This window comes from Pseudomonas sp. AK106 (assembly GCF_053903055.1).
The window spans coordinates 3,738,061-3,758,832 of sequence record NZ_CP096426.1 but is presented as its reverse complement, the minus strand read 5'-3'; the positions used below and the strand labels follow the sequence as shown (position 1 = coordinate 3,758,832).

At 59.3% G+C, this 20,772-nt stretch carries 16 protein-coding genes; 5 read left to right on the top strand and 11 right to left on the bottom strand.

What is annotated here, in order from left to right; genetic code table 11:
- Positions 1-31: 31 nt before the first annotated feature.
- The 4 genes from M1E04_RS16535 to M1E04_RS16520 all read right to left on the bottom strand — a co-directional run bounded on the left by M1E04_RS16535 (position 32) and on the right by M1E04_RS16520 (position 7,093).
- Positions 32-292: an Imm32 family immunity protein gene (locus tag M1E04_RS16535; RefSeq protein WP_192134483.1), complete on the bottom strand. Its 261-nt coding sequence runs from the start codon at positions 290-292 to the stop codon at positions 32-34.
- Between the two features lie 581 nt (positions 293-873).
- Positions 874-1,506 carry a hypothetical protein gene (locus M1E04_RS16530; RefSeq protein WP_456291733.1) on the bottom strand — a complete coding sequence of 211 codons (633 nt, stop codon included), beginning with the start codon at positions 1,504-1,506 and terminating at the stop codon, positions 874-876.
- A gap of 1 nt (position 1,507) precedes the next feature.
- Positions 1,508-6,235, bottom strand: coding sequence for an RHS repeat-associated core domain-containing protein (locus M1E04_RS16525; RefSeq protein WP_456291732.1), 4,728 nt, complete (start codon positions 6,233-6,235; stop codon positions 1,508-1,510).
- A 414-nt stretch (positions 6,236-6,649) separates the two neighbouring features.
- On the bottom strand, positions 6,650-7,093 hold the full coding sequence (locus M1E04_RS16520; RefSeq protein ID WP_065989270.1) for a hemerythrin domain-containing protein: 444 nt from the start codon (positions 7,091-7,093) through the stop codon (positions 6,650-6,652).
- A gap of 228 nt (positions 7,094-7,321) precedes the next feature.
- Between M1E04_RS16520 and M1E04_RS16515 the strand changes: the two genes are divergently transcribed.
- The gene (locus M1E04_RS16515) at positions 7,322-8,056 is read left to right on the top strand and encodes an alpha/beta hydrolase (protein ID WP_456291731.1); all 735 of its coding nucleotides are present in this window, start codon (positions 7,322-7,324) and stop codon (positions 8,054-8,056) included.
- A gap of 146 nt (positions 8,057-8,202) precedes the next feature.
- On the top strand, positions 8,203-8,373 hold the full coding sequence (locus tag M1E04_RS16510; protein WP_456291730.1) for a hypothetical protein: 171 nt from the start codon (positions 8,203-8,205) through the stop codon (positions 8,371-8,373).
- Between the two features lie 100 nt (positions 8,374-8,473).
- On the opposite strand, the gene M1E04_RS16505 is transcribed toward M1E04_RS16510, so the two are convergent.
- Positions 8,474-9,658 (bottom strand): MFS transporter, encoded by a 1,185-nt coding sequence (locus M1E04_RS16505; RefSeq protein WP_410929476.1) that lies wholly within the window; start codon positions 9,656-9,658, stop codon positions 8,474-8,476.
- Between the two features lie 279 nt (positions 9,659-9,937).
- Here M1E04_RS16505 and ku point away from each other — a divergent pair, with 279 nt between their 5' ends.
- Together ku and ligD are read left to right on the top strand one after the other, a co-directional pair.
- Positions 9,938-10,855: a non-homologous end joining protein Ku gene (gene ku, locus M1E04_RS16500; protein WP_065989284.1), complete on the top strand. Its 918-nt coding sequence runs from the start codon at positions 9,938-9,940 to the stop codon at positions 10,853-10,855.
- Positions 10,856-10,915: 60 nt separating this feature from the next.
- Positions 10,916-13,591, top strand: a complete 2,676-nt coding sequence (gene ligD / locus M1E04_RS16495) for a DNA ligase D (RefSeq protein ID WP_456291729.1) — start codon at positions 10,916-10,918, stop codon at positions 13,589-13,591.
- A 65-nt stretch (positions 13,592-13,656) separates the two neighbouring features.
- On the opposite strand, the gene M1E04_RS16490 is transcribed toward ligD, so the two are convergent.
- A complete protein-coding gene (locus M1E04_RS16490; protein WP_065989285.1) occupies positions 13,657-13,992 on the bottom strand; it encodes a hypothetical protein in 336 nt (111 codons plus the stop codon).
- Between the two features lie 340 nt (positions 13,993-14,332).
- Between M1E04_RS16490 and M1E04_RS16485 the strand changes: the two genes are divergently transcribed.
- Entirely contained in the window at positions 14,333-15,310 is a 978-nt protein-coding gene (locus tag M1E04_RS16485; RefSeq protein WP_456291728.1) for an aldo/keto reductase, read from the top strand.
- Between the two features lie 53 nt (positions 15,311-15,363).
- Here M1E04_RS16485 and M1E04_RS16480 read toward each other — a convergent pair whose 3' ends face one another.
- The 5 genes from M1E04_RS16480 to M1E04_RS16460 all read right to left on the bottom strand — a co-directional run bounded on the left by M1E04_RS16480 (position 15,364) and on the right by M1E04_RS16460 (position 20,755).
- Positions 15,364-16,440 (bottom strand): nucleoside hydrolase, encoded by a 1,077-nt coding sequence (locus M1E04_RS16480; RefSeq protein ID WP_456291727.1) that lies wholly within the window; start codon positions 16,438-16,440, stop codon positions 15,364-15,366.
- A 190-nt stretch (positions 16,441-16,630) separates the two neighbouring features.
- Positions 16,631-17,944, bottom strand: coding sequence for an MFS transporter (locus M1E04_RS16475; protein ID WP_456291726.1), 1,314 nt, complete (start codon positions 17,942-17,944; stop codon positions 16,631-16,633).
- Positions 17,945-18,108: 164 nt separating this feature from the next.
- Positions 18,109-18,756 carry an N-carbamoylsarcosine amidohydrolase gene (locus tag M1E04_RS16470; protein ID WP_192134464.1) on the bottom strand — a complete coding sequence of 216 codons (648 nt, stop codon included), beginning with the start codon at positions 18,754-18,756 and terminating at the stop codon, positions 18,109-18,111.
- Positions 18,757-18,791: 35 nt separating this feature from the next.
- The gene (locus tag M1E04_RS16465; RefSeq protein ID WP_456291725.1) at positions 18,792-19,610 is read right to left on the bottom strand and encodes an alpha/beta fold hydrolase; all 819 of its coding nucleotides are present in this window, start codon (positions 19,608-19,610) and stop codon (positions 18,792-18,794) included.
- Positions 19,607-20,755 carry an FAD-dependent monooxygenase gene (locus M1E04_RS16460; RefSeq protein WP_455914103.1) on the bottom strand — a complete coding sequence of 383 codons (1,149 nt, stop codon included), beginning with the start codon at positions 20,753-20,755 and terminating at the stop codon, positions 19,607-19,609. The genes M1E04_RS16465 and M1E04_RS16460 overlap by 4 nt, the downstream gene beginning before the upstream one ends.
- Positions 20,756-20,772 lie beyond the last annotated feature (17 nt).

The following is a 20,772-nucleotide window of genomic DNA, read 5'->3' as shown; positions in this document are numbered from 1 at the left end:
TCGGGGCTTTTTGTGTTTGGAGTGGGTGGGCTTATTCGTTCGCAAGGTCAACAAGCTCTCGGTTCAGGGCGATAAAATCCACCTGGGTTTCATGGGAGAAATTTTCGGCGAAGTCTTGAAGATGGAGGTGTTCCACACCGTATTGCGCCATTTCTTTCGCTGCATTGATCAGGAAATTTCCTAAAGCTCTCATGGTTTCTGAATCCGCGATGATCGATATCTCATCAAGTTGGATGCTTTTATGGCTGCCGGTTGCCGTGCCATGTACGGTAAAAGCTGTGAGGTTTTTCATAGGGTGAATGCGATCGAATGAGTTAGAGGGGGGCTAGTTTAAGTCAATCTTACTTTATGAAATGGCGTACGAGCTTACTTAGTTGAATGGCAGCTCTACCACGCTATCGAGACAAGTTAACTCGCCACGACCATCGACCATCGACCATCGAGTTAAACTCTTCGAAGAAATAATCCAAATTTCTCGAAAATACGAAAAACGCATCCTGTCCGTGTTCTCGAGAGATAGTTGGCACTAGGATATAGTGACAAGTCTCCACCAAAGCTTCGAATAATTTCTTGTGAGATATTGGCAGGTTGCTGTCTTGTAAAATTCCTGTGAGTCTGGATGTTTTAGGTTTATCGGCATGTCGATGCCTACTGATCACCAGATTTTTTTTAGGTTTCTCTCGTACTTGACGTGCTCTTCAAGAAGTTACTTAAAGCCACCACTCTTTGTTCTAAGCAAGATAAGTTAAAGGGAGCCGTCCCCTTTAACTCGCTATTGTTTTTCTACTGAAAGTCACATCTCCGCTACCTTTGTCGTGCACTGAATCGTCAATATGGCTTAAGGGTCTGTCCCCTTTATAATAACCCTTCAAGTTAATAATAGATAAGTTCGCGCGTGCTTTTGACAAACTTAATTGTCGCGTGATCCGCGATTATCTCTTTGAATTCGCTGAAGAAGAAATCTAGATTCGAGGAGAAAACGATAAATGCATCGCGGCCATGCTCGCCCGATACCACCCGCCGCATTACATAGTGGCAAGTCTTGTCTAAAGCTTCATATAAATCCTTCCCAGTGATCGACAAACGTTCGTCCCTAAGCATGCCGGCAAGTGTTGACATCGTTGGCATCACGGCAGGCCTGTGTCTTGAGATCACTTTATATTTTTTTAGGTCAGCTTCATATTTTGAATGTTCGCTCAGCAATGATTCAAACTTGCCATCCTTTTCCCGAAATAATAGTCGAGACATTCGCACGACGTCCCCTGCCTGCGGTCGTTTGACGCTTAAATGCTGTAAATCAACTGAATAGCATCTGGAAACCAGCGTGCGAATTGCGGCATTACCATGAGGTGTGGTATGGAAGCCAACATTATTTTGTAAGTCAGTTGCCATTAGTAGCGCAAACTCATCATGATTTCCCGCGGACATTTCGGTTATGAGATTATCCACTTGAGTTCTAAACTCTGAGAAATCCGCTTTGAAGCACATAATTTTATAGTATTTCATCTCAGTGTCCTTTACGGCCTGACGGATAGGTAAATATTAACACCTCACCTTTTTTATTTGTCGCGTGGACATGAGGCATTTCATGGTGCTCCGGTTGTCCAGGCCCAACCAAGTCAGGATGTCCATCTGGGTGGTCAAATACCTCTAGCTGCTGTTCTTCAACTTCGCGACCGAGCGTGGCAATTCCTCGTTTTTTTAGGCAGGCACAATTTACTCCACGGCTACTAGGGTGGAGTCGTTCCATTGGAATGTCCTTTCCTCCTCTACCTACTCGCGGGACTTGGGCATGTTGCTGCGCCTTCTTCATTGCGCTCCTACGGCTGTTCGTTGCGATGACTTTATGCAAGCCGAGTGGGTCGATCCACTCCACCGGGTTTGCAGCATATGCGTAAAGGTTTAGCCCGCCCGAATACCCTATCGGATCCTTGCTAATGAACCGCCCGACCTTTGGATCATAGTACCGATGCCGGTTGTAGTGCAGGCCGGTCTCGTGGTCGTGGTATTGGCCCTGGAAGCGGATCGGGTTGGTCAGGCCGACTTGTTGGGCGAATTCAGAACGCTGTTCTTTCGCTTCGCCCCACGCTTTGTATTGGGCGCTCCAGGCGGTATTGCCGTTTTGGTCGGTGATTTCCTGCGGGGTGCCGAGGTGGTCGCACTGGTACCAGGCTAGGACGTCGATGGGCAGTGCTACCGGTTTGTAGTTCCAGAGCGGGTCTTCCTTGAAGTTGTAGCGGCCCTGATAGGTCGGTTGGCTTACCAGGCGGATGGTTTCGTGGCGCATGGCCTGGGCCACGGGAACGAAGGTGCCGGGCTCGTGGATGTAATGCACCGTGCGGCCTAGCGCGCCGGCATAGGGCGGCGGACTGCTTTCCCACGCCAGGTTGTCGCCGTCCCAGCCATACAGGGTGAAGCCGCAGCCGAGCTCGCGCTCTTTACGGGCGTGTTCGTTTTCGTTCCAGCCAGTGCCGGCTTCCGGGCGCGGTCGGTAGTGTGCTTTTGAGAGTTTGTAGAGGCGACGTCCCAGTGGGTCGTAGCCGAAGTCGACAGCCAGGCGCGAATCTCGGAAATGCGCGAGGCGATCGAAGAGATCCCAGTGCAGCTCGCTGCGCAGGCCGTTGGTCCAGCGCTCCGTCTGGTTGCCGCGTTCGTCGTATTCGTAGTGGTTGCCGGCGTAGTCGCGCAGCAGGTTGTCCACGAGTTTGTTTTGAATTGGTTCTGGGTCGAGTGGGCGGCGGACGGGCGTGGCGGTTTCGTTGCGCAGGTTGCTCGCAGGGTCGAAGGCGAAGGTTTCCACACCCAAGCGACTAGTCGCATTGATTAGCCGGCTGACGGGATCGTAGCGGTAGCTGAGCGGCCCGCGGCGGCTGTCATTGATGTCGGTGAGTTGGCCGGCGGCATCGTAGGTGTACGCGCGTTTAATGAGTGTGGCTTTGTCGTCGGGACGTCCTAGCAGTTGCTCTTGCAGGCGTCCCGCCGGGTCCCATTGTTGGGTTTGCAGCAGTTTATTGCCTTGGTGGCGGGCGACTTCGCGATGGAGGTCATCACGTTCGTAACTGAGCAGTTCGTGCTCGTCGAGCTTCATACCCAGCAAATGACCGCTGCCGTATGTCAGCCAGCTGACGCGATGTCCGTCCGGTCTGATAGTCGCGACGCGGTGGTTAAGCGGGTCGTACTCGTGCTGCCAGACGGCAACCAGCGGTTTATCCAGATTCGAGTAGTGCTGGTGCTCTCGCAGCAGGTTGCCCGCCGGGTCGTGAAACCATTGCAGCCGGCTGACGGCGTTGGTTGCCATGACCAGATGGCCATTGCCGTCGTAGGCGAAGGTTTCGCTCTGGGACTTTTCGCCGAGGGTGGCGCGGCGTTCGGTCAGGCGGCCCACGGGGTCGAAGGTCAGCGCGATGGTGCGTTGGCCGTCGATGGTCTCCGCAAGGCGGCTGGTTTCGGGATCGTACTGATAGCGGGTGGATCGCCCGTCGAAGCCGCTTTCTTGCAGCAGCCGGCCCACCGGGTCGTAGTGAAAGTGCGCGCGGCGTTCGTTTTCGTTTTCCAGCGCAACGAGACGACCAAGTTTGTCCCAGCGGTAACGCAAGGTTTGCTCGGCAGCGTCGACGCGTTCGGCGATAAAACCGGCAGCCGTGTAGCGCCAGGTGGTGCAGCGTTCAAGGCCATCAGAATGCGCCAGCAAACGACCTTCGGCATCGCGGCTAAAACGTTCTTCGGTTTTGTCCGGATGCTTGATCAGCACTAACTGGCCTAACTTGTACTCGTAGGTCGTGCTGTGCCCGGCCGGATCGGTGAAGCGATCCATCTGGCCGCGTTCGTCGTACTCCCACGTACTGACCTTGCCCGAGCAGTCGGTGTACTTAACGAGTTGTCCGGCGTCGTTGTAGGCCAACGCTTTTGTATTGCCGTTGGCATCCTTGATCGCTGTAGGAAGGCCGAACGAGTTGTAGGCGTATTCGGTAACGTTCTCTAGCGGGTCGATCGCTTCAACCAAATTGCCGCGAAGGTCATAGTCCCGTTTCCACAAGCCACCCTCGCCATCGCTGATCTTGATCAGGTGGCTTTTGTCGTCGTACGCGTAATTCATCACGCTGTGATCAGCGCGGGTGTGTTCGGTCAGATTGCTTAGCTTGTCGTAGCGATAGCGGTCGGTGCTGCCGTCGGTGTGAACATGGCGGATGATGTTCTTGGCAGCATCACGGAAGAACCACTCAGAGCGCCCGTCGGCGTGGCAGATGCGGTACGTGTAACCCAGGCTGTCGTAGTAATGCCGGGTTTCATGACCGAGAGCATCGGTGACATAGGTCAGGCGGATGTTTTCATCCCACGCCAACCGAGTATCAAAGCTGCCGTCGTCAGCCCATTCACGGACAGCTTTCGCGTCGGGGCCTGTTCCTTGCCACTGCAAATTCAAACCACGATTGGTGCGGTCGGTGTAGCGAGTAATCAGGTGGTTCTGATACTCGTAGCGCCACGCGGCGCCATTCTCATCCTGAGCCAGAACAAGATCGCAATAATCGTCGTATTGATACGCGCACAGTTGGCGTTTGACGTCGCCGTCACGTATTTCCCAAAGGCCGGTCAACCGCCCCTGATCATCAATCAACGTACCCAGGCGCAGATGGACTTTGTTGACGTCTTTTTCCGAGTAAGTCACCAACTCGGAAAGAACCATCTGATCACCGTGCCGATGCTCGTGATGCAGCATCAGCCCGGCGCCGTTGGGCAAAACCTTGTTGATCAGAACAAAACGGCCACCCCGCCGAACATAGGTTTCCCTGTGTTCCAGGCCACGCATCAGCACTAACCGGTCCTTGCTGAGGCGAATAACGGTCAGATTTTCAATGGCGTCGAAGTGAAACAGCTTGACCTTGGGCAGAGGGAATTCATGACTGCGACCGTCGGCATCGTGGAAGACCAAACCATCGCCGACGAGATCAAAGCGTGTCGTAAACGGCGTAATCCAGCGTGCGCCGATAACGTCCTGATCGTAGGCATCGAGGCTCGAGCAATAAGTCCGAGTCCACTCAATCGGAAACGGCCCCGGCAGACTGAAATCGGTGTGACTGACCGACTCCGAGCCCATCGCAAAACTGATGCTGTTCCGCGTCGCCGCACACGCACACTCACAAGGACACGGGCACGCACATTTCTTCCGCTCGTTAGGCCGCCCCTTCGCAGGCCGCTCATGCTGAACAGCCTCCAGCTTGCCTTCACCCGCCTGGCGCTTGGCCTGATTGGTAACGCCAGGCTTGATGTTGAAAGACTGCCCATGCCCATTGCGCGAACGCCAACTGACAACCGCGCCGGCCAGTGTCTGCAGCAACGAACCGATGGAGTTCTGAACCTCTGGATCCGCCAGACGATTTATCTGAGTCCTGAGGTCTTTGCCCATAGCACGCAACGAGTCGGCGTGACCTTGGACTTTGGTTTCCAGCGCCTCGGGCAGCAGAGTCTCGACAACGTCATTGACCTTGTCTTTGCCTGCGGCGATGTAGAGTTCGGCAACCGCAGCGAACATGTTGCCAATCGAAGCTTTGTGGTCGTACGCCCACTGATCGCGGGAGACGCTGATCAGGTGTACCGCTTCATTTAGGTTGCTTTCGGCGTCAAGCTTGCCGACGACCTTCCTCGCGCCGTGGGCAACCTTGGCCACCTTCTCAAGGCCATCGGCGATCTCGATAAACACGCTTTCGCCCAGTGCCACGGCGCCATCGAGAATCCCGGGAAGCTTGCCCTGCGCCTGACGCACAAAGTCATCAAGGGTCCCGACAATGGTGGCATTGAGGTGCCCGATCAGAATCTCGATCAGCGCATCGCCCAACACAACCTTGCCCGACCGACGCATTTCCTGACGCACCAGAAACAGCATCGGACGAAGGCTCATCCGCGCTGCTGCCATGGTGGGCGGGATTGGCATCATCCCGATCAGATTAATGCCGAGGCTTACCCAATCCAGAAGCTCACGCTCCGGACTTTTCGAGAGGGTGGCGATGTCATTCAGCGCATCGACCAGCGCCATGACGTTGCCCACCACCGGCAGAAACCCGGCCGCGCTTTTGATTCGCTCGAGCGTGACAACCCCGCCACTGATCTCCTGCAGCCAGGCGTCAACGTTGGCCGCACCGGCGCCAACGTCTTCTAGCTGAATCTGATCAAGCGGAACGATCGCCACTTGGGGTTCGCGTTTCTCACCACCAACGGGCAGATTTAAGGGGGTCGCCAAGGATGCTCTCCGTGCTCAAAAAACCACCCGGCGGGCGTGTTTGCCGAGCCGGGGGCCACGGAGATATCAAGGGCTGTGCCAGCCACGAATTAGCCAATTAAAATCAATGACTTAAGAGAGGAAAAAGCAGGTATTAGTGAACGCCGCACCTAAAGACAAAGAAATAGTGCGCAAGAAGTTGCGCACCCCTGGGCAACTTCTTGCTCACTCGCCTGCACGCCACAAACTACGTGGCCTCCCGCCGGTCAATCGCCCCATTTCCAACAAACGGGTGCGCAACTTCCTGCGCACACCGCCAAGACAGCACCCAGCGGGTCTTCACCAGAAACACTGCATCGCGAACAAGAACACACGGCAGAAAACGCAGCCAAAAAAAAGCCCCGAAGAATCGGGGCTTTCAGCATTCAGAGCGGCTCAGGCTTCAGCCAGTTGCTCCTCGTACTCCTTCTGATACTCACTGGCCAGCGACTCTTTCTGCTTGTCGTCCAGCAGCTTACCCGCCGACTGGAAGAACTTCTGCTCTTCTTCCTTGAGGTGGTGGTGGACTTTCTCCGACAGCTTCTTGGCCGTCGCCAGCCATGAGGGGCTGGACATATCGGTCTCGTCGAGTTCTTCCATCATTTCGTCCATTTCATGGTGCTCGGAAATGGCATGGCGGCTGAGGTCGATGCCGTTGTCGAACTGCATCAACGGGATATAAAAGAAGCGCTCTTCGGCGGTTTCATGGGCCTGCAGCTCCGCTTTCAGCTGTTTGTAGGCTTCGACGCGTTCCTTGCTGTCGCCATGGGTTTGGATCAAGGCATCGGCATAGCCGCGTTGCCGGTCATGACTTTCTCTCAGGGCTTCAAAAATATTCACGGGTGCTCCTTGGTTCGGCGACGGGCTGATGTGCTTATCCCTAGACCGCAACGGGTATTCGGCCGTTCCGTTGTACTTCGAGCCTGAACGTATTGCCCATCCCCGGCCAAGATGAAAACCCGCTCCCATACAGCCCGCCGACAGCTCTGATCGAACACTCACGGGCTGACATTCGCGACATGCTGCGTATGATGAGCCCGACGTTTTTCGCAAAAAAGGCTCACCCCCATGATGAAATTTTTCGCCGCGCTGCTGTGCATGTTCACTGGCATGGCCCACGCAGAACCTGCGCTGCTCACCGATCTGGCGCTGCCGTACGTGGCAGCGGCGCCCGCTGAATCGAAAGACAAACCCCTGATCATTTTCCTGCACGGCTACGGCAGCGACGAGCGCGACTTGCTCGATATCAAAAACGATCTCTCCTCGAGCTACACCTACCTCTCCGTGCGTGCGCCGCAGGAAGTCGACGGCGGCGGCTACAAGTGGTTCACCCAAGACACCGATCAGGCCGAATACGAGGGCGTGACCAGCGACGCCGACAAAAGCACCGACTTGCTGCGGACCTTCATCCAGCAGGCCACCGAGAAATACCAGACCCAGCCCGATAAAGTGATCCTGGTCGGCTTCAGCCAGGGCGCGATGATGAGCTATCAGATCGGCCTGCAATACCCGGAACTGGTTCACGGCATCGCACCCTTGAGCGGCAAGATTCTCGCGTCCCTCCATTCACGTTTGAAACCTGATGAGCGCCTGAAATCGCTGAAAGTGTTTATCGGCCACGGCTCGGCCGACACCCGCGTGGCTTACTCTGGCGCGACGGATGCCAAAGCCGTGCTGGAGAATCTGCTGATCGTTCCGGAATTTCATTCCTACGCCGGGGCAGGGCATACGATTACAACGGCTGAGGTGGCGGATTTGAAACGCTGGCTGGAACGCGAGTTGAGGGTCAAGGGGGCTGATTAGCCGGGGAGCCAAGCGTGCAGAGAGCCGCGTTGCGGTTGATGTGTGATGTGGTCGCGAAAAATGCATTCGCTATAAATAGTTACCGCACAGAGGCGCGGCGCTACCGCCATAATCTGCGCTATGGATGTATGGCGAGAGGGCACGTTATGAACATCAAAAAACGCAAGGCCAAGATTCGGGAAATGACGGAATTCAGTGCCGAAGCGCGCAAGCGCGCTGTTGAAATAATCCCCTCGCAGATGCACTTTCTGCGCGGAGCGCTCGAGATTGAAAGAGACCTTGAACCCGCCGGCCCCATGGCTGGTTTCAGGGGCTGACTCTTCACAAAAAACCGCCGAATCGGCGGTTTTTTCTTGGGCTGCAATCAGCGGCTTACGTCTATGGTCTAAGCATCCTGCGCGTGCCGTGCTCCGTTCTTCATGGCCGTGAGTTCCTCAAAAAACCCAACAACGCCAACACCGGAAACACGCTCCCCACAATGACAATCCAGACCCAGCCACCATGGTCATACAGCGCGCTCGCCACCACCGAACCAATCGCGCCGCCGATAAAGATGCTGGTCATATACAGCGCGTTGAGCCGGCTGCGGCTTTTGGCGTCGAGGGCGTAGACCGCACGCTGGCCGAGGACCATGTTCATCTGCACGCAGAAATCGAGAATGACCCCGGTCACTGCCATGCCAATCACGGCGTATGCCGGTTCGATCAGGCTCGGCAGGAAGCTCAGTGCGGCGAATAGCATCGCGCACAGGCTGGCAACCCGGGTGTGTCCGGCATCGGCCAGGCGGCCGGCGATGGGGGCGGCGATAGCGCCAATGGCGCCGACCAGAGCGAAGAGGGCGATCTGGCTTTGCGACAGGCCGTGATTGCCTGCCAGTTCCAGCGGCGCGGCGGTCCAGAACAGGCTGAAGGTGGCAAACATGCAGGCCTGATAGAACGCGCGCTGTCGCAGGACCGGCTGTTTGCGCAGCAGGGTCCATAACGATTTGAGCAACTGGCCATAGGTGGCCGTGTGCGTCGGCTGATGTTTGGGAATGGTGGTCGCCAGCACCACGCTGATCAGCAGCATCACCGCGGCCGCCGTGCCAAACACCGCGCGCCAGCCGAAGTGGTCGGCGATCAGACTGGCAGCGGGCCTGGCCAGCAGAATCCCCAGCAGCAGGCCGCCCATGATGCTGCCGACCACGCGCCCGCGTGTTTCTTCCGGCGCCAGGTTGGCGGCCAGTGGCACCAGAATCTGCACCGCCACCGAGCTGAAACCCACCAGCAGCGAGGCGATCAGGAACAGATTGGGCGTTTGCGCGAACGCGGCGCTGAGCAGACTGAGAATGGCGACGCCGGTGGTGACGATCATCAGGCGACGGTTTTCCAGCAAGTCGCCCAGCGGCACGAGGAAGAACAGGCCGAGGGCGTAGCCGATCTGGGTGAGCGACACGATGAAGCTGGCCAGGGTGCCGGACAGCCCGATGTCCGGCGCAATCAGGCCAATGATGGGCTGGGCGTAATACAGGTTGGCAACGATCGCGCCGCAGCAGAAGGCGAACAGCATCGCCAGGCCCTTGGTCATCGTGGCGCCGTGGATTGCGGGGGAACTGGAGGTCATGGGGATACCGGTGAGGTCGCAGGCCTGACAGAGACGGCTCTGGTACGGCGTGCAGAATAGAGTGGCGCGAGGTTAACGCTTTTTCATTGCGTTAAGAAGGGGCCGCTGGGCAATCGCGCAGCGTTGGTCAGCGCGGCTTGCGGCCCGAGACCATGACTGCCCATAAGCCGGGCAGCCCCTGATAAGAGTGACGCTCCGGTCGTTCGGCCGAAACTTTTCCGCGTGCGCTCCGGTCACTGCTTACACATACCCCCTCACACCCCATCGGAAATACAAACTATGCCTCGGGCAATCTGGAAAGGCGCGATCAGTTTTGGGCTGGTGCATATTCCTGTGGCGCTGGTGTCGGCAACGTCCCGGCAAGGTGTCGATTTCGACTGGCTGGACAAGCGCAGCATGGATCCGGTCGGTTACAAGCGCATCAACAAGGTCTCCGGCAAGGAGATCAATAAAGAAAACATCGTCAAGGGCGTGCAGTACGAGAAGGGGCGATACGTCGTCATCAGTGAGGACGAGATTCGCTCGGCGCACCCGAAATCGACCCAGACCATCGATATTTTCGGTTTTGTCGACAGCGATCAGATTCCGCTCCAGCACATCGACACGCCTTATTTCCTGGCCCCCGACAAGCGCGGCGAAAAGGTTTACGCGCTGTTGCGCCAGTCGCTGGTCGACACCGGCAAGGTGGCGCTGGCCCATGTGGTGATTCGCACCAGTCAGCACCTGGCGGCGGTGATGCCGCTGGAATCGGCAATCGTGCTTGTGCTGCTGCGCTGGCCTTCGGAAGTGCGCGGGCTGGACAGCCTCGAACTCCCCAAGGAAGCCACCGACGTCAAGCTCAGCAAGAGCGAACTGGACATGGCCAAGCGCCTGATCAAGGACATGAGCACCGAGTGGACGCCGGACGCCGACGAGTACCGCGACACCTTCCAGGATCAGATCATGTCGCTGGTGGAAACCAAGGCCCGCGAAGGCAAGATCGAGAACGTCGAAACTGACGCCGGCGACACCGAGCGCAAGTCGGCTGATGTCATCGACCTGACCGAGCTGCTCAAGCGCAGTCTGGGCGGTCGCAGCGGCGCAGCCAAGGCACCTGCAAAAGCCAAACCGGCCAGCAAAAGCAAAGCCGAGTCCAAGGACGATGCGCCGGCAAAGCGCCGTGCACCGCCCCGGAAGAAGACCACCAAGGCTTCTTGAACGCGAGTCGTGTTGTAGCGTTAAAAGATGCAGCGTTCCAATGCGCAGAGGTTCATCGTCATGGCAAAACCTGTGAGTGAATACACCCGCAAGCGCAACTTCGATGTCACGTCCGAGCCGGCCGAAGGCGAGGGCAAGGCAAGAAGCAAGAAAGGCAAGGCGCTGAGTTTCGTCATTCACAAGCACGATGCGCGCAATCTGCATTACGACTTTCGCCTTGAGCTGGAGGGCACGCTGAAAAGCTGGGCGGTGCCGAAGGGGCCGAGTCTGGACCCGAAAAACAAGCGCCTGGCGGTGCACGTTGAAGACCACCCGCTGGACTACGGCAGCTTTGAGGGCAGCATTCCCGAGGGCGAATACGGCGCCGGTGACGTGATCGTCTGGGATCGCGGCATCTGGCAGCCCCACGGCGACCCGCAGGAAACCTACAAGGCGGGCAAGCTCAAATTCACCCTGATCGGCGAAAAACTCACCGGTGACTGGGCGCTGGTACGGACCCGTTTGCCGGGCAACAGCGACAAGGAGCAGTGGCTGTTGATCAAGGAAAAGGACGGCGCCGTGCGCGCGGGCGAAGACTACGACATCGTCGTCGACAAACCTGAGAGCGTGGTCAGTGGCGCAACGGTGGGCGAGGGACGTAACCCGGCTAAGAACGCCAAACGTCAATCGGCGGCGCCTGAACCCGCCAGTAAAACTTCGGCCAGTACGAAGCCCGCAAAAAAGCCAGTGGAAAAGAAAGCCAGAGCACCGTCGCCCAAACAGAAAGGCGTGCCGGCCAAGCTCTCGCCGCAGTTGGCGACGCTGATGGACGCGCCCCCCGAAGGCAAATGGCTTTACGAAATCAAGTACGACGGTTACCGGATCCTGACCCGCATCATCGATGGCGAGGTGAAGTTCTTCACCCGCAACGGCAACGACTGGACCGAGCGCCTGCCGCTGCAGGCCAAGGCCATTGGCGGTCTGAAGCTGGACAACACCTGGCTGGACGGCGAAGTCGTGGTCCTCAATGCCGCCGGGTTACCGGATTTTCAGGCGTTGCAGAATGCGTTCGACATCGACCGCAGCATGGACATCATTTATTACCTGTTTGACGTGCCGTTCCTGAACGGGGAAGACCTGCGCGAGACACCCGTCGAAGACCGTCGCGCGGCGCTGAAGAAAGTCCTTGGGCGACAGAAAAAAGGCCTGCTGCGGTTCTCCGAAGCCTTCTCGGCAGGCCATCGCGACATCATCGAGAGCGCCAGTCTGATGTCCCTCGAAGGCGTCATTGGCAAGCGTGCCGGTAGCGTGTATCAGTCCAGTCGCAATGCCGACTGGATCAAGCTCAAGTGCAAGTTACGGCAGGAGTTCGTCATTGTCGGCTTCACTAAACCCCAGGGCGCGCGCAACGGTTTTGGCGCGCTGCTGTTGGCGGTGAACGAGGAGGGCGCAGGTCTGGTGTACGCCGGTCGGGTCGGCACCGGATTCAATCAGCAGATGCTCGGCGACTTGCTCGAGCAGATGAAGCCGCTGGAACAGGACACATCGCCCTTGGAGAAAAAAGTGACGAGCGTCCAGGCCCGGGGCGTGCACTGGATAAAGCCGACCTTGGTGGCGGAAGTCGAGTTCGGCGAATGGACCCGCGACGGCATCATCCGTCATTCGGCGTTTGTCTCACTGCGCAGCGACAAGCCGGCCAGCGAAGTGGTCCACGAGCACCCGATACCGCCGAAGGACATCAAAGCGCCGTTCAAGCCCCGTGCCGCCAAGGCCTCAGCGCCCGCGAAGAAGTCCGGGGCCGGTGACAATGCTGGCGCCGAGAAATCCAGGCCGACCCGTAAGCGCGCAGGCAAGGACCGCATCGAAGTGGCCGGCGTGATGGTCAGCCATCCCGAACGGGTGATCGATGCGCAGAGCGGTTTGCACAAGATCGAGCTGGCGCAGTATTACGAGTCGGTGGCCGACTGGATTCTGCCGCACCTCGACCACCGTCCCGTGGCGCTGCTGCGTTGCCCCGAGGGCGTGGAAGGCGAGCAGTTTTTCCAGAAGCATTCCGAGCGCATGGCGATCCCCAATATCAAGCAGCTGGACCCCAAGCTCGACCCCGGCCACGCGCGGTTGATGGAGATCGACAGCGTCAAGGCACTGGTCGGCGCGGCGCAGATGGGCACCATCGAACTGCACACTTGGGGCGCGACCTACGACCAGATCGAGCTGCCGGACCACTTCGTTCTCGACCTCGACCCGGACGACCAGTTGCCTTGGCGCAGCATGATCGAAGCCACGCAACTGACGCTGTCGACCCTTGATGAGCTGGGCCTGGACGCGTACGTCAAGACCAGTGGCGGCAAGGGTATGCACATCGTCGTGCCACTGGCGCGTCGGGCCGATTGGGAGTCGGTCAAAGCCTTCGCCAAGGCGCTGGCGCAATTCATGTCGCGAGAGTTGCCGGACCGATTTACCGCCACGTCCGGGCCGAAAAACCGGGTCGGCAAAATTTTCATCGATTACCTGCGCAACAGCCGCGGCGCCAGCACCGTGGTGGCCTATTCGGCGAGGGCGCGGCCAGGGTTGCCAGTGTCGGTGCCGATCAGCCGTGACGAGCTGACTGAGGTGAAGTCCTCGGCGCAGTGGAACATCGCCAATCTGCAGCAGCGGTTGCGCAAGCTGAAGGCGGATCCGTGGGCCGGTTACAAGCACAGCCAACGCTTGACCAAACCGATGTGGAAACGCCTGGGCGCAACGCCGCCAGCTTGAGGCATCGGATCAGGCGTCGATATGGTTGGTCAGGCTGCGGCGCAAGTCGCCACCGCGCCGTTAAATCACTTGACCCCGTCGATCCTTTCGCCCACTTCCGCTGGATAAAACTCTCCCTCAAGCCCGGCGGTCAGCAGGCGTTCACGCACTTGGGTTTCGACCTCCAGGACTTGGTCGGGGTTATCAATGTTGTCGACGACGAGCCAGACGGGCATCACGTTCTGGCCATGGGTGCCTTCGCTGAGCATGTCGTGGGAGAAGACTTGATTGGCGCGCCACAGGCACAGTTCGTCATCGGTGTGGTGGGGTTCGCGGACGGCGGTTGGCGAGGTGAGCCAGATTTCGGTGTAGGGGCGAAGGTCGGCGTTGGCGAGTTCGTTCAGGGTGATGACGGTTTTCATTTTGTGTCCTCCAGTGTTCAAGATGGAGTTGTGACGCATCAGGCCGAGCAGCGTTCCCGCTATTTGCTTCGATGGTCGCGGTATTCGGCGAGATCGAGCGCGTCTGCCTGACGGCAGACTGTGAAGACCAAAAGCGCTGCGCAGATCAAGAGCTTCCCGGCTGAAGCCGGTCCTACGCCGCCGCCGGGGTGCCTCTGGATGCACGCGCTGCTTTTTAGTGGGACCGGCTTTAGCCGGGAAGAGGCCAGTGCAGGCGCTGATGGTCCTGCGGATTTGAACCGAGGCCGGCCGCGTGGGGTCGATTAATCACTGTGCGTTCACGTCAGCCCGACCCGGAGAGATGCCCGTGACCGACCCACACCCGCTCACCCGTAGAAGACTGCTCACCCTGGCAGCCGGTGCCTCGGCGGCGCTGGTGTTTGACGCCGTCAGTCGCCATGCGCAGGCATCCGAAGCGCCGCAACCCGGTCCTTCGCCCGGCCAATCTGGAGAACGGAACATGCTCACGCGAGACATTCCATCCAGCGGCGAAGCATTGCCGATGATCGGTCTCGGCACGTATCGCGGGTTCGATTTCGAGCCCGGCAGCGACGCGTACAAACTGCTGCCCGCCGTGGTGGACCAGCTGTTCCACGCCGGCGGCAGGGTGATCGACAGTTCGCCGATGTACGGTCGCGCCGAGGAAACCACCGGCGAGTTGCTGGCGATCCATCAGCCGCCATCGTCGGCTTTTCTGGCGACCAAGGTCTGGACCCGGGGACGCGATGAAGGCATTGCCCAGATGGAAGCCTCGTTCCGGCTGCTGCAGACCCAGCGCATCGACCTCATGCAGATCCACAACCTGCTGGACTGGAAAACCCACTTGCCGACGCTGCGTCAGTGGAAAGAACAAGGGCGCATTCGCTACATCGGCCTGACGCACTACACCCCGTCGGCCTACGCCGAGGTGGAAGCCGCGCTGAAGGCCGAGGTATTCGATTTCCTGCAGATCAATTACGCCCTGGACGATCGCGCCGTCGAAGCGCGGTTGTTGCCGCTGTGTCGTGAGCGCGGGGTGGCGGTGATCTGCAATCGGCCTTTTGGTGGCGGCGGTTTGCTCGGGCGATTGCGCGACAAACCCCTGCCGGGCTGGGCGGGGGAAGTTCAGGCCACGAGCTGGGCGCAGCTGGCGCTGAAGTTTTTGATCTCTCACCCGGCGGTGACGTGCGCGATTCCGGGTACGGGCAATCCGAAATACATGAAGGAAAACGCCGAGGCAGCCAGAGGGCCTTTGCTCACCGATGCCCAGCGCCAGCAGCTGATTGCCCTGATCGGCTGATTTTACCTACCGCCGGTTGGGCCGTTTCATATCATCCGCGCGAACCGAGGCGATCAGCGTTTGACCGGCGCAGGCAGAGTGACCAGATCTTCGTACGCGTCCCAGAACTTCTGCTGGTCCACGGTGTACACCACTTTCGCCTTCTGCGTGCCGACGGGCGCGCCCTTCTTGTAGCCCATGGAGCGGCCGTAATCCGGTCCGAAGTGGGCGTCGACGTCGACCCACAGGTCTTTGGACACGGTGACCAGTTCCGGATGCACCAGGTACAGCGCGGGCAGGCTGTCCCAGGTGAAGCTGTGATAATTCGGGTCCTTGTCGAACTCAGGCCCCAGCACCGCTTTGTACAGGTCGGGAATCACGCCTTTGCTGGCGACGATGCGTGTGTAGACCGAGGCGTCGAAGATGACTTTTTCGCAGACATCGTTGGGGAAAATCACGTGCTCGATGGGCGAGCGCAGGACGATTTTTGCCGCCTCGGGGTCGAACCACCAGTTGAATTCCGCCGCTGGCGTCGTGTTGCCGGGGATCTCGATGGCGCCGCCCATGTACACGATGCGTTTGATCAGCGGCACGATTTCCGGGGCGCTGCGAATCGCCAGCGCGATATTGGTCAATGGGCCAACGGCCAGCAGGGTCACCTCGTGAGGGTTTTCCTTCACGCTGTCGACGATGAACTGCGCGGCGGATTTACTGCGCAATGCAGTGTGCGTAGCAAGCCCGTCCGGCGGCGAAACCAGTTGCGAGGCCGAGGTCGGGCGCGGGGTCTTGAACGCCCCCGGCCAGCCTGCGCCGAACAGGGCTTTTTCCTGTTCATAGGTGGCGAAGTCGTGCAGCAGCGGGTAGGCCGCGCCAGAGTACACGCCGATGTCCTTTTCCACGCCCATGCGCTCGACCGCCTTCAGCGCATCGACCTGCTCCTGATCGACCCACGCGTTGCCACTGACAAGGGTCATGCCCAGCAGATCGATGCGCTGTTGCGCGTGCAGTTGCGCCAGCATGATGAAGGCCTGGCCGTCGTCGTTGAGCACGTTGAAATCGGTGTCGAAGATGACCTTTTCCGCCGCCTGCAAGGAGGTCGCGGACAGTCCCAGCGTCAGGGCCAGGGCACAGCTTTTCACAAACGCCTGCATGAGCGGTTTCCACCGTTGTTATTGGATGAATGCGATTAGCAGTGTAGGAGCGTGGCTTGTCCCGCGATCGGCTGCGCAGCAGTCGTAAAGTCAGACGCCCTTTGCACCTGATACACCGCATCTACCGGATACACGACGACTGCGTCGCCGATCGCGGGACAAGCCACGCTCCTACAGGATTTAGATCTGATTATCTGTTCACCAGCTTCGCCGGCAACGCCACCACCAGCAGGCTGCTCAAAATCAGGCACCCGGCGAAGAACCACAACGCCCCGGCGCTGCTGCCGGTGACGTCGATGGCGATGCCCATCATCGAGTTGCTCACCAGCCCGGCGATGTTCGCCAGCGAGCAGGCCAACGCAAACCCTGTCGCCGCCGCCCGGCCTTTGAGGAATGTGGCTGGAAGACTGAAGAACACCGGCACGGCGCCAATGATCGCGGCCGACGCCACGGCGAACAGCGCGACGGTCGCGACCAGGTTATGGGTGAAGAACGGGCTGGCGGCCATGGCCACGGCGCCGATCCAGAACGGCACGATGATGTGCCAGCGACGTTCACGACGACGGTCGGAGCTGGCGCCGATCATCAGCATGCCGATCAGCGCCGCCACGCTGGGCAATGCCGTCAACACGCCGATGTGGAAGGTGTCAGTGACCCCGGCGTTCTTGATGAACGTCGGCATCCAGAAACCCATGGCGTAGGCGCTGAGCAAGATCGAGAAATCGATGCCGCCGAGCATCCACACTTTCAGATTGAAAAACCCGTCGCGAAAGCTGTGTTTGCTGTCCTTGCCCTCGGCATCGTCCAGGCGCAGTTCGCCTTCCAGCAATGTTTGCTCGGCGCCGTTCAGCCATTTGGCTTCTTTCGGGTTATTCGGCAGCGCCCAGAACGTCATCACCCCCAGCAGCACGCTGGGAATGCCCTCGATCAAGAACAGCCACTGCCAGCCCCGCAGCCCGGCCGTCTGGTCGAAATGGCCCATGATCCAGCCCGACAGCGGACCGCCGATGACGCTGGAAAGCGGCAGGCCGATCATGAACAGCGCGATGATGCGACCCCGGCGATAGGTCGGGAACCAGGTGGTCAGGTAAAACAGCACCCCCGGCAGAAAGCCCGCTTCAGCGGCGCCGAGCAAAAAGCGCAGCACGTAGAACTGCGTCGGCGTGCTGACGAACAGCGTGCAGGACGACAGCAAGCCCCAGGTGATCATGATCCGCGCGATCCAGATTTTCGCGCCGACCTTTTCCAGCACCAGGTTGCTCGGCACTTCGAACAGGATATAACCGACGAAAAACAGCCCGGCGCCGAGCCCGAACGCGGTCTCGCTGAAGTGCAACTGGTCGAGCATCTGCAGCTTGGCGAAGCCGATGTTGATGCGGTCCAGGTACGCGGCCAGGTAGCAGAAACACAGGAAGGGGATGAGCTTCCAGGTGATCTTGGTGTACAGCGCTTTGATCGGGTCCACGGTTAAGTTCGCGGAGGTTTCTACATTCGCAGAGGGCATGGGTGTCTCCTGGCGGTTCTTCGACCGGTGAGCGCGGCGGCGGCTGATTTTGCCTGTGTTTGCGGTGTTCTGATATGGGTGAGGCAGGCTGCGAACTTCAGCGGCAAGCCACAAGCTTCAAGCTGCAAGAGGGGAACGCGTGCGCTTCACTTGCAGCTTGCGGCTTAACGCTTGGAGCTCACGGCCCGCAACTGCTCAATGGCTTCCTGCTTACCAACCACATCCCCGTACTTGCTGTCGATGTCGAACAGGTTCGCTTCGTGGGGATCGGGGTGACGGTCGCCCACGCACTCGCGCACGACGATGGTCCGGAAACCGTGCTGCACGGCATCCACCGCGGTTGCCCGGATACAGCCGCTGGTGGAGCAACCGGCCAGCACGACGGTATCGATGCCTTGGGCGTGCAGCATTGATGCCAGTGAGGTGCCGAAGAATGAACTGGCGTACTGCTTACTGATGACGACCTCTTCGGGCAATGGCTGCACGGCCTCGCAGAATGCGGCCAGCGGATTGCCTTCGACCATGTCCTTCATCACCGGCGCTTTTCTCACCCACATGCCGCCGTCCGCGAAATGCGTGGGGTGGTAGCGGATATTGGTGTGCACCACCGGGATGCCGTGTTCCCGCGCGCAGGCCAGCAGCTCGACGCTTTCGGCCACGGCGCTGACCACGCCCGGCGCATATAAAGGTGCACCGGGTTGGGTGTATCCCTGCATGAAGTCGATCATCAGCAAGGCCGGTTTCGCACCAAAACCGATGCGATTGCCCCAGACGCCCTGATAGTTGGCGTCCGCGCTTTGTGAATCGGTCATTGGGTTCTCCTGTTCATCGTATTAAGCGAAGGCCGTTAAGTGAGCGGCGTGCCGAGAAAATCGCCGAATGCGGCAAAGAATCCCGGCAGGTTGTCCCACGGGATCATGTGCCCGGCGTTTTCCACTCGCGCGATCAGAATGTTCGGCTGCAGCTGTCGGATCTCGGCCTCGTCTTCCGCCTGAATCACACCCCCACGCTCAGCGACGATGAGCAGGGCAGGGACCGGAAGATTCGGCAGGTCCTGATGGAAATCCACGTCATGGAAGTCGTTGAAGGCGCGGACGATGGCCGGTTCGTAGCAGGTGTGCAGCCACTCGGCACGCAACTGCAACTGCTCCTCGGTCCAGGTCGGGCAGAACGTGCGCATGTCCTCGGCGCTCATGCCCTGTTGCGACTGGCGGATCGAATCGACGTACCACGGCAACTTCGCCGGGTATTCACGACGCCCCGGACCGGACACCGGTGGATCGATCAGCACCAGGCTTTTCAGTCCTTGGGGACAACGAATCGACGCCCGTACCGCAAAACGTGCGCCCATCGAATGACCGGCCAGGTGGTAGCTGTGGATGCCCATGGCCGCGGCGAACGCACCGATGTCATCGGCGCAGGTGTCGACGCTGTAATCCAGATCCGGCCCCGTGGAAGAAAGCCCGCGACCCCTGGCATCCAGCACGTAGGTGTCGAAAGACTGGCCCAGACGTTCGGCAACGAAACCCCAGGTGATCGCCGGGCTGGTGATGCCCGGGATCAGGATCAGCGCCGGTTTGCCAGAGTGAATGTCGCCGCCGTAGCGCAGGTAATGCTGACGGATACCGTTGGCTTGGACGTTGCCGCCATGAATGAATGTGCTCACGCCGCCACCCCCGATTTCAGCGCCTGGCCGTACAAGTCATAGCCGTAGACCCAGGCCGGATCTTCCTGGGTGCGCAGCCAGGTGTTGGCGTTGGAAACCGCTTGCACGCGAGAGGCGCGTTCCTTGCGATTGGTTTCGTAGAGCTGGAACGCGGTGCGGTAGTCGCTGAGGCCGGTTTCCTGCAGGCAGCGGGTGAGCATCGCGGCGTCTTCAATGGCCATGCCGGCGCCCTGGGCCATGTGCGGCTTCATCGGGTGGCAGGCATCGCCGAGCAAAACGAGGCGGCCGCGACTCCACAGGGGCAGCGGGTTCCGGTTGAGCAGCGGCCACTTGGTCACGCTGTCGGTGGACTCGATCAGGGCCTGCACGGTGGGGTGGTAGCCGGCGAAGGCTTCGTACATTTCGTCCCGGCTGCTGTCGACCCAGTTGCCCTCGAAATCCCACGCCGCATGGGGTACGCCCGTGACGTAGTAGTACTCATCGCGCTTGCCGGTGGTGTGATAAACCATCATGTGACGGTCCTCGCTCCACCATTTCACGCAGTTCTCGAACTCCAGGTTGTACTTGGTGAGTACCTCGCTGGGGATCAGCGCACGGTGGGCGACCCAGCCGCTGTACAGCGGTTTCTCATGGCCCAGCAGCTCTTCGCGGATCTTCGAATTGATGCCGTCGGCGCCGATCACGATGTCCGCGTCGGCGTGGGTGCCGTCGGCAAAGTTCAGGCGCACGCCGTTGTCGCGTTCCTCCAGCGTGGTCAGGCATTTGCTGAAATGCACGCTGCCGGGCGCCAGCGTCGACATTTGCAGCGCATGCAAGTCCCCGCGGTGCACGGTGATGTAGGCCGCGCCGTACTCTTTGAGGGAGAACTCGCCCAAGGCGATGCGCGACAGGTAGTCGCCGGTCGCACCGTCGCGGCTGAACCAGAAATCCGGGTGCGAACCCATGTCGCTCAGCTGTTGCTCGATGCCCATGCGCCGGAAGATTTTCATGATGTTCGGGCCCATGTGAATCCCGGCACCGATGCGAGAAAAGGCGGGGGCCTGCTCGTAGATGTCGACGTGGAAACCGGCTTTCTGCAACAGCGTTGCAGCCGCAGCGCCCCCCAGACCGGATCCGACGATGGCGATTTTTTGCGTGGTTGGCATGGCGCGCATTCCTTTGT